Origin of the sequence: Bradyrhizobium vignae, from assembly GCF_004114425.1 — a bacterium.
Classification (GTDB): domain Bacteria; phylum Pseudomonadota; class Alphaproteobacteria; order Rhizobiales; family Xanthobacteraceae; genus Bradyrhizobium; species Bradyrhizobium vignae.
In genome coordinates this window covers 116,610-129,120 of the sequence record NZ_RDQF01000004.1, presented here as the reverse complement: position 1 = coordinate 129,120, position 12,511 = coordinate 116,610, and the positions used below count along the sequence as shown (strand labels likewise).

The following is a 12,511-nucleotide window of genomic DNA, read 5'->3' as shown; positions in this document are numbered from 1 at the left end:
ATGAGCGAGCTTCCCTTGTCAGCCACCGCCGACGCCGCGCTGCAGGCCGCGCCTGCCACCAAGGCGCGCGGCTATTGGGCGACGGTCGGACGGCGCATCATGCGCGATAGGGTCAGCATGGCCTGCGCGCTGGTGCTGCTGCTGATCTTCCTCTCCGCGATCCTTGCACCGTGGCTCGGTCTCGAAGACCCCTACAAAGGCTCGATGATCCGCCGCTTGCGCCACATCGGCACGACAGGCTATCCGCTCGGCACCGACGAACTCGGCCGCGACATGCTGGCGCGGCTGATCTATGGCGGGCGGTTGTCGCTGGTGATCGGCATCCTGCCGGTGATTCTGGCCTTCTGCATCGGCACCTCGCTCGGTATCGTCGCCGGCTATGTCGGCGGCAAGCTCAACACCGCGATCATGCGCACGGTGGACGTGTTCTACGCCTTCCCGTCCGTGCTGCTGGCGATCGCGATCTCCGGTGCGCTCGGGGCCGGCATTCTCAACTCCATCGTGGCGCTGACCATCGTGTTCGTGCCGCAAATCACGCGCGTCGCCGAAAGCGTCACCACAGGCGTGCGCAACATGGACTTCGTCGAGGCCGCGCGCGCCTCGGGCGCCGGCGCCTTCACCATCATGCGCGTGCACATCCTCGGCAACGTGCTGGGCGCGATCTTCGTCTATGCGACGAGCCTGATCTCGGTCTCGATGATTTTGGCCGCCGGTCTCTCCTTCCTCGGCCTCGGCACGAAACCGCCGGAGCCGGAATGGGGCCTGATGCTGAACACGCTGCGCACCGCGATCTATGTCAATCCATGGGTCGCAGCCCTGCCGGGTGCGATGATCTTCGCGGTCTCGATCTGCTTCAATCTGCTCTCGGATGGCCTGCGCAGCGCCATGGACATCAGGAATTAGCGAATGATGAGAGTGACGCACACAGTTGCGGTGCTGGAGGTGCTACACCTCTCCCGAAGGGAGGGGTCGGATTGCATCGCAAGATGCAATCCAGGTGAGGGGTTACGCTCGATCGAGTTTGTCGCGCCCCCTCACCCGGCGCTGCGCGCCGACCTCTCCCCGATGTGGAGAGGTGAAGGACAACGGCCATGAGCGAAACCAACACCTCCGTCGCCATGCTGGAGCAGGTCGAGGACGTTGGCGGCGTCGCGCAGCCGCTGCTCCAGGTCAACGGCCTGACCAAGCATTTCCCCGTGCGCGGCGGGCTGTTCGCTGCCAAGCGCACCGTGCGTGCGGTCGACAATGTCTCCTTCTCCGTCGCCAAGGGCGAAACCGTCGGCATAGTCGGCGAGTCCGGCTGCGGCAAGTCCACCACCGCGCGCCTATTGATGCATCTGATGCCGCGCGATGACGGCGACATCATCTATGACGGGATGACCGTCGGGCAGTCGTTGAGCTTACGCGAGCTGCGCCGCGGCATGCAGATGGTGTTCCAGGATTCCTACGCTTCGCTCAATCCGCGCCTGACAATCGAGGAATCCATCGCCTTCGGCCCCAAGGTCCACGGCATGGCGGACGGCACGGCCCGGGCGCTGGCGCGCGAGCTGCTCGGCAAGGTCGGCTTGCGCCCCGAAAACTTCGCCAACCGCTATCCGCACGAAATCTCCGGCGGTCAGCGCCAGCGCGTCAACATCGCCCGCGCACTGGCGCTGTCGCCGCGGCTGGTGATCCTGGACGAAGCCGTCTCGGCGCTCGACAAATCCGTCGAAGCGCAGGTGCTCAATTTGCTGGCCGACCTCAAGCGCGAGTTCGGCCTGACCTACCTCTTCATCAGCCACGACCTCAACGTCGTCCGTTACATCTCTGACCGCGTGTTGGTGATGTATCTCGGCGAAGTCGTCGAGCTCGGCCCGGTCGACCAGGTCTGGGATCAGCCGGCGCATCCCTACACGCGCGCCCTTCTCGCGGCGATGCCATCATCGGACCCCGATAGGCGCACCGAGACGCCGCCGATCACGGGCGATCCGCCCAATCCGATCGATCCGCCCTCGGGCTGCCGCTTCCACACCCGTTGTCCGTTTGCGGAGCCGCTCTGCGCAAATGCGACACCAAAGCTCACGGCGCTGGATAATATGGGCCATGAGGCCGCGTGCTACATGGCTATACCGGGTTCAGGCCATAGCCGCGCGCCCAGGGAGAAGACCGAATGACGAGACCGACACCGAAAGAGATCAAGCCGATCGCGCAAATTGCCGGCGTGCCCGTGGACGACGAGATCGCAACCCGCATCTCCAATGCCATCGGACCTGCCTTCGAAGGCTTCGCCGCCATCGCCGGCACGCTGCCATTCGATCTCGAGCCCGCCGGCCATGTGCTCGCGCAGACGCGGAAGGTGTCGAAATGAGCACCGAGCCTGCCTTCATGACGCTTACCGAGGTCGCGCGTGCGATCGCGATGAAGCAGCTGTCCTCCCATGAGGTCACGCGTGCGCTGCTGCACCGCATCGCGCAATGGCAGCCGCATCTCAACGCCTTCATGTCGATCGAAGCGGAAGCGGCGCTGAAGGCGGCGGATGCCGCCGATGGCGAGCTGGCCAAGGGCAATGTCCGTGGTCCGCTGCACGGCGTGCCGCTCGCGCACAAGGATATGTATTATGACGCGGGCCACGTCTCGACCTGCGGCTCCCTGATCCGCCGCGATTTCGTGCCGACCGTCACGTCCACCGCCCTGCAGCGGCTGAAGGACGCCGGCCAGGTCCGCCTCGGCACGCTGCACCTCGCCGAATTCGCCTATGGTCCGACCGGGCACAACGCCCATTACGGCCCGGTGCGCAATCCCTGGAACGTCGCGCATATTACCGGCGGCTCGTCTTCGGGCTCCGGCTCGGCGGTCGCCGCGCGGCTGACCTATGCCGCGCTCGGCTCCGACACCGGCGGCTCGATCCGCATGCCCGCGCATTTCTGCGGCGTCACCGGTCTGAAGACGACCGTGGGCCGCGTCAGCCGCGCCGGTGCAATGCCGCTGTCGCAATCACTCGACACCGTTGGCCCGCTCGCCCGCACCGCCGAGGACTGCGCGCTGTTGCTGGCGCTGATGGCCGGCCCCGATCCCGCCGATCCGACCTGCAGCCACGAGCCGCTGTCGGACTATGTCGCGGCGACGAAAGGCTCGCTGAAGGGTCTCAAGATCGGCGTCCCCGCGTCTTTCTACGTCGACGATCTCGACAGCGAGGTCGCGCGCGTGCTCGACGAGACCATCGCGGTGCTCAAGCGCGAAGGTGCCGACATCGTCAAGGTCGAGCTGCCGGACCAGCGGCAATTGTCGTCGGCCAGCCAGCTCGTGCTCGCCGCCGAAGCTGCCGCCTTCCACAAGCGCTGGATGATCGAGCGTCCGCAGGACTACGGCGCGCAGGTCCTGATGCGGCTCCAGAACGGTCTCGCCGTTCCCGCCATCACCTATCTCGAGGCCATGCGCTGGCGCGGGCCTGCGCTCGCCGCCCACAACGCCGCAACCGCCGGCGTCGATGCGGTGATCGCCCCGGCCTCCCCGGTGCCGGCGCCGACGATCGAGGAGAGCGACGTCGGTGGTGGCCCGAACGCGCCGGCGCTGTTGCAGCGGCTGACGCTGTTCACCCGCCCGGTGAATTTCCTCGGCCTGCCGTCGCTCACCGTGCCCTCCGGCTTCACCAGAAGCGGCTTGCCGGTCGGCATGCAGCTGATCGGCCGCTCCTTCGATGAAGCAACCCTGCTCACCATCGGCGCCGCGTTCCAGCGCGCCACCGACTATCACGACCGGATACCGAAACTGCCGTCATGACAAAACTCGTCGAGATCTCAGGCCTCAACATCCGCTTCACCGGCGAGCGCACGGTCTATGCCGTGAACGACCTCAGCCTGTCGCTCGGCAATAGCGAGGTGCTGGGCCTGCTCGGCGAATCCGGTTCGGGCAAGAGTGTGACGCTACGTGCGCTGATGCGGCTATTACCGAAGAAGCGCACGCAGATCTCCGGCACTGTCAATGTGATGGGACAGGACGTGCTCGCGATGAACGACGAGCAGCTATCGTCCTTCCGCGGCCACTCCGTCTCGATGATCTTCCAGGAGCCCGCGCTCGCGCTCGATCCGGTCTACACCATCGGCGCGCAGATCGCCGAAAGCGTGGTGCGCCATGAAGGCAAGAGTTTTGCCGAGGGCAGGGCACGTGCGCTGGAGATGCTCGAGGTCGTGCGCATTCCCTCCGCCAAGCGGCGGCTCGATACCTATCCGCATGAAATGTCCGGCGGCATGCGCCAGCGCGCGATGATTGCCTTGGCGCTCGCCTGCCGGCCAAAAATCCTGCTGGCCGACGAGCCGACCACCGCGCTCGATGCCACCGTGCAGATCCAGATCCTTCTGCTGCTGCGCGAGCTGCAGCGCGAGTTCGGCATGTCCGTCATCTTCGTTACCCACGACATCGGTGTTGCGATCGAGATCTGCGATCGCGTCGCGGTGATGTATGCCGGCCAGATCGTGGAGCAGGGGACGCTTCGCGACATCGTGCGTTCGCCCGTGCATCCCTATGCCAAGGGCCTGCTCGCCTCCACCATCCACGGCGCCAAGCGCGGCGCCCGCCTGGAGACCATCCCCGGCACGCCACCCTCGCTCGCCGAGAAGCCGCACAATTGCTCCTTCGCTCCCCGCTGCGCCGTGGCCCAGCCGCGCTGCCTGGAGCAATTGCCTGCGAGTGTCGAGGTGGGGGCAGGACGAGCGGCAAGGTGTGTGCTGGCAGGGCCGGTGGTTGCAGCGTAGCCACCGCCCAACCGGCGAGCCGCGAACAGCATTCACACCTCATTCATCCCGGTTCCCGTTCCATGGCTCCGTTCACGGAGAGGGACCTTACTTATGTACATTTCGAACGAAGGCCTGCTCGTCATCCTGTTCGTTGGCCTGGTCGCCGGCTGGCTTGCCGGCAAGGTGGTGCGGGGCGCCGGGTTCGGCATCATCGGCGACATCGTGGTCGGCGTCGCCGGCGCGCTGGTGGCGAGCTTGCTGTTTCCGAAGCTCGGCATTCGGCTCGGCACCGGCCTGGTCTCCGAGATCGTTTATTCCGCGATCGGCGCGGTCATCCTGCTTCTGGTGGTGCGGCTGGTGCGTGGCGGCGGCCGGCTCTAAAGCATGATCCGGAAAAGTGCGAAGCGGTTTTCCGGAAAGATCATGCGTAAACAACAAGCTAAAGCGCGATGACGATTCATCCAAATCTCATCGCGCTTTAGCCAGCCCTCGGTTCGATCGGTCGGAACTTGTCGCCTCGCCAGAGTTGGGGAGGACGGCGGCCTCTGCACCAAAAAGCCGCAAAGCCTGTGAAATACCGGACTTGCGTGTGGGGCCGTCAGGGGTAGATGTGGTCCGTCAGGGTTCTGGATGAACTCGGCTGCTTTGGACGCAGAGCGAACGTGATGTTAATCCGGGGCGTGTACCCTGAATGCCCGTGAAATCAGGGGCTGTGGCCCCCACCTGAAAGAGATCAGACTGATGGCAGCCATCCCTGGCGTCCGCCGTTCGGAGCTCGGTGATGCCTTGCGCGCTTGTCGTACGGCATTCATCGGCGTCGGCCTGATGAGCTGCATGATCAACCTGCTCTACCTGACCGGGTCGATCTTCATGCTGGAGGTCTACGACCGGGTGCTGCCGAGCCGCAGCATTCCGACCCTGGTCGGCCTCATCATCCTCGCCAGCTTCCTCTATATGGCGCAGGGCGTGCTCGACATGATTCGCAACCGCATCTTGGGGCGGATCGGTACCTCGCTCGACGAGGCCCTCAACAAGCGCGTGTTCGACACCATCGTGCGCCTGCCGCTCCTGGTCGGCAGCCGCAACGAAGGCCTGCAGCCGCTGCGCGATCTCGACAATGTCCGCTCCTTCCTCGGCGGCATGGGCCCGAGCGCGTTCTTCGACCTGCCCTGGCTGCCGCTCTATCTCGCCATCTGCTTCGCCTTCCACGTCCTGATCGGCGTCACCGCTTTGGTCGGCGCCATCATCCTCGTCGGGCTGACACTGGTCACCGAGTTCATGTCCCGCCAGCCGGCGAAAGAGGCGATGGGTCTCGCCGCCCAGCGCAACGATCTCGCCCAGTCCAGCCGCCGCAACGCCGAAGTGATGGTTGCGATGGGCATGGCCGGCCGGATGAATCAGCGCTGGAGCGAGGCCAACGAAAAATATCTTACGGGCAATCAGCGTGCGAGCGACGTCGCCGGCGGTCTCGGCGCGGTCGCAAAAGTGTTGCGCATGATGCTGCAATCGGCCGTGCTCGCGGTCGGCGCCTATCTCGTCATCCACCAGGAGGCGACCGCCGGCATCATCATCGCCGGCTCGATCCTCTCCGCCCGCGCGCTGGCGCCGGTCGATCTTGCGATTGCGCACTGGAAATCCTTCGTCGCCGCGCGTCAGAGCTGGCAGCGCCTCACGCGTCTGCTGGAGCAGATGCCGGCGCAGACGATGCCCACCCAGCTGCAAGCGCCGACCAGCCGGCTCTCGGTCGAAGGCATCGCCATGGTGCCGCCGGGCGACCAGCGTCTCGTGGTGCAGGACATCACCTTCGCGCTCGCCGCGGGCAACGGCCTCGGCGTGATCGGCCCGAGCGGCTCCGGCAAGTCGTCATTGATCCGCGCGCTGGTCGGGGTCTGGCAGCCGGTGCGCGGCAAGGTGCGGCTCGACGGCGCGGCGCTCGATCAGTGGTCAAGCGACGTGCTCGGCCGCCATATCGGCTATCTGCCGCAGGACGTCGAATTGTTCGGCGGCACCATCGCGCAGAACATCAGCCGGTTCGATCCGGCGGCGACCTCTGAAGGCATCATCGCGGCTGCGAAAGAAGCCGGCGTGCATGAGATGATCATCAAGATGCGCGAGGGCTACAACACGCAAGTCGGCGAGCAGGGCGCCGCGCTATCGGCAGGCCAGGCGCAGCGCGTGGCGCTGGCGCGCGCGCTCTACGGCAACCCCTTCCTGATCGTGCTCGACGAGCCCAACTCCAATCTCGACACCGAGGGCGATGAGGCGCTGACCCGCGCCATCCGCTCAGCGCGCGAGCGCGGCGCGATCGTCGTCGTGGTGGCGCACCGTCCCATCGGCGTCGAGGCGGTCGACCAGATCCTGGTGCTGCGTGACGGCCGCATGCAGGCCTTCGGACCGAAGGAACAGGTCCTCGCCCAGGTGCTGCAGCCGCGCGTGATGCCGCCGGCACCGATCAAGATCGTCAGCGAAGGCGGAGTGGCCAAACCATGAGCACAAAGTCATGAGCACGATGGCCATCGGCGGCTCGAAGCCTGCCGCGAAGAAGACCGTGCGCGAGTCGATCAAGTTCCACCTGATGCTCGGTCTTGGGATCGTGCTGGTCCTCGTCGTAGGCCTCGGCGGCTGGGCCTCGACGGTGCTGATCTCGGGCGCGCTGATCGCGCCGGGTCAGATCGTGGTCGAATCCAACGTCAAGAAGGTGCAGCATCCGACCGGCGGTGTGGTCGGCGAGGTGCGCGCCCGCGACGGCGACCTGGTCAAGGCCGGCGACATCGTGGTGCGGCTCGACGACACCGTCACCAAGGCCAATCTTGCCATCGTCACCAAGAATCTCGACGCCGCGCAGGCGCGTGCGGCCCGATTGCAGGCCGAGCAGCGCGGTCTCGACAAGATCGAATTCCCGCAAAGCCTCCTTGAGCGCGCCGACGATCCCGACGTCAAGGCGCTGCTCGCCGCCGAAACCAAGCTGTTCGACGTCCGCGTCAACGGCCGCACCGGGCAGAAAGCCCAGCTGCGCGAGCGCATCACGCAGCTCAACGAGGAAATCGCCGGTCTCAGCGCCCAGGAGAAGGCCAAGGATCAGGAGATCGCGCTGGTGCAGAACGAGCTCACCGGCGTGCGCGAGCTCTACGACAAGCGTCTGGTGCAGATTTCGCGCCTAACCCAGCTCGAGCGCGATTCGGCCCGGCTCAATGGCGAGCGCGCGCAGTACATCGCCTCACGCGCCCAGGCCAAGGGCAAGATTACCGAGACCGAGCTCCAGATCATCCAGATCGACAAGGACGTGGTCAGCGAGGTCTCCAAGGACCTGCGCGAGACCAACGACAAGATCGGCGAGCTGATCGAGCGCAAGGTCGCTGCCGAAGACCAGCTCCGCCGCGTCGATATCCGCGCCCCGCAGGATGGCATGGTGCTGCAATCGACCGTGCACACGGTCGGCGGCGTCGTCACCGCGGGCGATACCCTGATGCTGATCGTGCCGCAGGCCGATGATCTTCAGGTCGAGGCCAAGGTCAATCCGGTCGACATCGACAAGCTCCAGATCGGTCAGAAGACACTGCTGCGCCTCTCCGCGTTCAACCAGCGCACCACGCCCGAGCTCAACGGCGTCGTCAGCCGCGTCTCGCCCGACGTCACCACCGACCAGCGCACCGGTCAAGGCTACTACACCATCCGCGTCTCGATGCCGCCCGAGGAGGTCGCCCGGCTCGGTGACGTCAAGCTGATTCCCGGCATGCCCGTGGAAGCCTTCGTCCAGACCGGCGACCGCACCATGTTGTCCTATCTGATGAAGCCGCTGCACGATCAGCTGATGCGCGCCTTCCGCGAGAAGTGACGCGCGACTGCGCGTCATCTTCCCTCGCCATTGCGAGCGCAGCGAAGCAAATCCAGCCTGTCTCCGCGGACAGATTTCTGGATTTGCTTCGATGCGCTCGCAATGATGACTTGGCTGTCAGTTTGCTATACTGCGATTGCAAACAGCAAACCCGGCGGTCGAACAATGCAATCCCCACCCTCCATCGCCACCGAATCCTTCTCCGATGCGTCCGCGGCCGTCGCGCGGCTCGAAGAGATCTACGAGCGCAATACCAGGTTCCTACGCGATCGTTTCGAAGCTTACGTCAATGGCGAGGCGATCACGTCGCGGGTCCGGGCCTATTATCCCTTCGTCCGTCTCACCACGGCGACGCATGCGCGGCTGGATTCGCGTCTCGCTTATGGCTTCGTCCATGGTCCCGGCGTGCACGAGACCAGCGTCACGCGGCCGGATCTGTTCCGCGCCTACCTCACCGAGCAGATCGGATTGCTGCTCCAGAACCACGCGGTGCCGGTCGAGATCGGCGAGTCCGCCGAGCCGATCCCGATCCACTTCGCCTATCGCCGCGACATCAACATCGAGGCCGCCATCACCACCGGCGAGAGCTCCGCCGTCACGCGCTCGCTGCGCGATGCGTTCGATGTGCCCGATCTCGCGACGATGGACGATTCGATCGCCGACGGCACTTTCGAGCTCCAGCCGGGCGCGCCCGAGCCGCTGTCCCTGTTCCGCGCCGCCCGGGTCGATTACTCGCTGCGCCGGCTCTATCACTACACCGGCACGGACCCTGAGTATTTCCAGAACTTCGTGATCTTCACCAACTACCAGTTCTATGTCGAGGCCTTCGTACAACTCTGCCAGCAGCGGCTTCAGTCCGGCGAGGCTGGTCTCGATGGCTTCGTCGCGCCCGGCAATGTGATCACATGCAGTGGCGGCGTCACCAGTGGGACGGCGCCGGAGCGCGCGCCGCAGATGCCGGCTTTCCATCTGATCGCGCCCGGCTATCGCGGCATTACCTTGATCAATATCGGCACCGGTCCATCCAATGCGCGCAACGTCACTGACCACGTCGCGGTGCTGAGGCCGCACGCCTGGTTGATGCTCGGCCATTGCGCGGGCCTGCGCAACACGCAGCGCCTCGGCGACTACGTGCTCGCGCACGGCTATGTGCGCGAGGATCACGTGCTCGATCGCGAGTTGCCGCTTTGGGTGCCGATCCCAGCGCTGGCCGAAATGCAGGTCGCGCTCGAGGAGGCGGTCGAGGATGTCACGGGGCTCGAAGGCTTCGAGCTCAAGCGCCTGATGCGCACCGGCACGGTGGCGAGCGTCGACAACCGCAACTGGGAGATATCCGGGCCCGACGTGATCCGCCGCCTGTCGCAATCGCGCGCGGTCGCGCTCGACATGGAATCGGCTGCCATCGCCGCCAACGGTTACCGCTTCCGTGTTCCCTACGGCACGCTGCTATGCGTCTCCGACAAGCCGCTGCACGGCGAGATCAAGCTCGCCGGCATGGCCAGCGAGTTCTACCGCCGCCGTGTCGGTCAGCACCTCGAGATCGGCCTGAAGGCGCTGGAGCGACTGAAGCAGCAGGAATCCGAGCGACTGCATTCGCGCAAGCTTCGCAGTTTTGCCGAAGTCGCGTTCCAGTAGGAGCGAAGCTGCACTTTGCTGCTGACAATTGCAGCGATTTTCCGCATTGTCCGGTGCGGGGGCTCGACCGGGAAGACTTGATGCCGCTGACGCGCGACAAGATCATCGGCCATGACCTTGAACGGCTGGCCTTTCGCTTCACCATGCTCAATGACGGCGATGTGGTGCAGTGCCAGATCAGCGACGCCGCGATGGACGAGCTCGCGGGCATGCAGGGCACCGAAAGCAGTGCGCGGCAGGCGCAATTCCTGTCGCTGCGCGAGACCATCGAGCGGCTCGCGTCGGATCTCTACGACGAGGCGCCGCGGGTGAGGGGGCACGTGGTGCGGATCTTCACGCGGCATTTGGGGCGGTAGCTGCTGCTATCGCTCCATCGTCGGCTGTCATCGCTCCTCACTCTCGGTGTCATGCCCCGGCTTGCCGCCTTCGCTAAAGCTTTGGCGGCCGAGCACTCTTGTGGCCCCGACGTAGCCTTGGCGGAGCCGGGACCGGCGCATCCAGTACGCCGCGGCCCACCAATTCAATCACAACCGCCTCGGAGTACTGAACCGCCCGGTCAAGCCGGGCGATGACCGTAGTGTTGGTGGCGAGGCTATCCCGGCTCACTTCATCCGCACAGCAACTCATCCCTCGAGCTTCCGCAGCAACAGCTTCAGCGCCGTCGCCGCAAACACCTGCATGTTCGCGAACCGGTCATTGCTATCAGTTTCCAGCGTCATCACCTCTGACGCAGGGCCCGCAACCGCCATGCAGCTATGGCCGGCGGCATCGCCGTAGCGGTTGCCGGTGGGCCCGGCGGCGCCTGTCTCAGACAGGCCCCAGTCGCAGCCAAAGCGGCTCCGCATCTGTTCGGCGAGGAGTTTGGCGTAGGGCTCCGATGAGGAGCGAAAGCCCTTCATTCCTTCGTCCGAAATATCCATCAGCACGCGCCTGGCATCGCGCGTGTAGACCACGGCGCCGCCGAGGTAATAGGCGGAGGCGCCGGGCACCGCGAGCAGGCTGGCCGAGATCAGGCCGCCGGCTGACGATTCCGCAACCGCAATGGTCTGTTTGCGCGCCATCAGTTGGGCCGCGACCTGTTGCGCGATGCCGACGAGTTCTTTCATCTCTGGTACCCCATTCCTTCGCAACCGAGCTCAGCCTTCCTAGCATATGACAGGATGATTGGCCGAGTTGCGGGCGACGGGCAGGCCTGCTTGAATGGCGGGTGCAAGAAGCGACATGCAAGGAAACGTGAGAAGGGAGACGTGATGGCGTCCCTGATTGCCGGCGGCATCGATTGCGACGTGCATCCGGCCGTGCCGCATCTGACCAGCCTGCTGCCATACCTGAACGATTATTGGCGCGATCAGGTGACGACGCGCGGCATGGTCGACCTCGTCTCGCAATCCTATCCGCAGAACTCGCCGATCACGGCGCGGCCGGACTGGCGGCCGGAGACCGGCAAACCCGGCGAGAGTCTGGAGACCATGCAGCGCCATGTGCTCGATCCCTTCCAGCTCAGCTACGCCATCTGCAATCCACTGTACGGCGTGCAGATGGTGTTCTCCGAGGACATGCAGGCCGCCTTCTGCCGCGCGCTGAATGATTGGCTGGCGAAGGAATGGCTCGATCGCGACGCGCGACTGCGCGGCTCCATCGTGATTCCCACGCAAAGCGTCGAGAAGGCGGTCGCCGAGATCGAGCGCTGCGCCCAGGACAAACGCTTCGTGCAAGTGCTCATGCTGGTGATGGGCGACACGCCGCTGGGCAAGCGAGCGCTGTGGCCGATCTATGAGGCTGCGGAACGACTGGAACTTGCCGTCGGCATCCACGCCGGTTCCGCCTATCACAATCCGCCGACCGCCGTGGGCTGGGGGTCCTATCACATCGAGGATTATGTCGGGCAGGCCCAGGCGTTTCAGACCCAGCTCACCAGCCTGATCGTCGAGGGCGTGTTCGCCAAATATGCGCGGCTGAAAATGGTGATGCTGGAGTCCGGCGTCTCCTGGATCGCGCCCTATCTCTGGCGCCTGCACAAGTTCTGGCGCGGGGTGCGGATGGAGACACCGTGGGTCGATCGTGCGCCGCTGGAGATTGTGCGCAGCAACATCCGCTTCTCGTTACAGCCATTTGATGCGCCGCCGGAACCTGAGACATTAATTCGCCTGTTTGAGCATATGCAGTCCGACGAATTGGTCCTATTCTCCACGGACTATCCGCACTGGCAGTTCGACGGCCAGGACGCGCTGCCCGAAGGTCTGTCCCCCGATCTCGTGCGCAAGATCATGATCGACAATCCCCATGCAACCTACCCCCGCCTGACGTGAGCCCGCTGCCAAAGGAGGCA

12 protein-coding genes are annotated in these 12,511 nt (G+C 65.1%); 11 read left to right on the top strand and 1 reads right to left on the bottom strand.

All coding sequences use genetic code 11. The features are described 5' to 3' along the window. The 10 genes from EAV90_RS04865 to EAV90_RS04820 all read left to right on the top strand — a co-directional run bounded on the left by EAV90_RS04865 (nucleotide 1) and on the right by EAV90_RS04820 (nucleotide 10,538). Nucleotides 1–903, top strand: coding sequence for an ABC transporter permease (locus tag EAV90_RS04865; RefSeq protein ID WP_122405858.1), 903 nt, complete (start codon nucleotides 1–3; stop codon nucleotides 901–903). A 188-nt stretch (nucleotides 904–1,091) separates the two neighbouring features. Further along, complete coding sequence (locus tag EAV90_RS04860; protein ID WP_164936781.1) at nucleotides 1,092–2,153, top strand: ABC transporter ATP-binding protein; 1,062 nt, start codon at nucleotides 1,092–1,094, stop codon at nucleotides 2,151–2,153. Continuing rightward, nucleotides 2,150–2,347, top strand: a complete 198-nt coding sequence (locus tag EAV90_RS04855) for a hypothetical protein (RefSeq protein ID WP_129142753.1) — start codon at nucleotides 2,150–2,152, stop codon at nucleotides 2,345–2,347. Before EAV90_RS04860 ends, EAV90_RS04855 begins: the two co-directional genes overlap by 4 nt. Further along, nucleotides 2,344–3,759, top strand: a complete 1,416-nt coding sequence (locus tag EAV90_RS04850; RefSeq protein ID WP_129142752.1) for an amidase — start codon at nucleotides 2,344–2,346, stop codon at nucleotides 3,757–3,759. The genes EAV90_RS04855 and EAV90_RS04850 overlap by 4 nt, the downstream gene beginning before the upstream one ends. Then, the gene (locus tag EAV90_RS04845) at nucleotides 3,756–4,730 is read left to right on the top strand and encodes an ABC transporter ATP-binding protein (RefSeq protein ID WP_129142751.1); all 975 of its coding nucleotides are present in this window, start codon (nucleotides 3,756–3,758) and stop codon (nucleotides 4,728–4,730) included. The genes EAV90_RS04850 and EAV90_RS04845 overlap by 4 nt, the downstream gene beginning before the upstream one ends. 93 nt (nucleotides 4,731–4,823) lie before the next feature. Next, the gene (locus tag EAV90_RS04840; RefSeq protein WP_122405854.1) at nucleotides 4,824–5,093 is read left to right on the top strand and encodes a GlsB/YeaQ/YmgE family stress response membrane protein; all 270 of its coding nucleotides are present in this window, start codon (nucleotides 4,824–4,826) and stop codon (nucleotides 5,091–5,093) included. 360 nt (nucleotides 5,094–5,453) lie between these two features. Continuing rightward, nucleotides 5,454–7,202, top strand: a complete 1,749-nt coding sequence (locus tag EAV90_RS04835; RefSeq protein WP_129142750.1) for a type I secretion system permease/ATPase — start codon at nucleotides 5,454–5,456, stop codon at nucleotides 7,200–7,202. A gap of 10 nt (nucleotides 7,203–7,212) precedes the next feature. Continuing rightward, a complete protein-coding gene (locus EAV90_RS04830; protein WP_122405852.1) occupies nucleotides 7,213–8,547 on the top strand; it encodes an HlyD family type I secretion periplasmic adaptor subunit in 1,335 nt (444 codons plus the stop codon). 165 nt (nucleotides 8,548–8,712) lie between these two features. Next, on the top strand, nucleotides 8,713–10,182 hold the full coding sequence (locus tag EAV90_RS04825) for an AMP nucleosidase (RefSeq protein ID WP_164936780.1): 1,470 nt from the start codon (nucleotides 8,713–8,715) through the stop codon (nucleotides 10,180–10,182). An 80-nt stretch (nucleotides 10,183–10,262) separates the two neighbouring features. After that, nucleotides 10,263–10,538 (top strand): DUF1488 family protein, encoded by a 276-nt coding sequence (locus EAV90_RS04820; RefSeq protein ID WP_162500468.1) that lies wholly within the window; start codon nucleotides 10,263–10,265, stop codon nucleotides 10,536–10,538. A 267-nt stretch (nucleotides 10,539–10,805) separates the two neighbouring features. Here the strand turns inward: EAV90_RS04820 and EAV90_RS04815 are convergent, their stop codons facing one another. Beyond that, a complete protein-coding gene (locus tag EAV90_RS04815; RefSeq protein WP_122405851.1) occupies nucleotides 10,806–11,288 on the bottom strand; it encodes a CinA family protein in 483 nt (160 codons plus the stop codon). Between the two features lie 144 nt (nucleotides 11,289–11,432). On the opposite strand from EAV90_RS04815, the gene EAV90_RS04810 reads away from it, so the two are divergent. Next, nucleotides 11,433–12,491, top strand: coding sequence for an amidohydrolase family protein (locus tag EAV90_RS04810; protein WP_122405850.1), 1,059 nt, complete (start codon nucleotides 11,433–11,435; stop codon nucleotides 12,489–12,491). The last annotated feature ends 20 nt before the right edge of the window (nucleotides 12,492–12,511 follow it).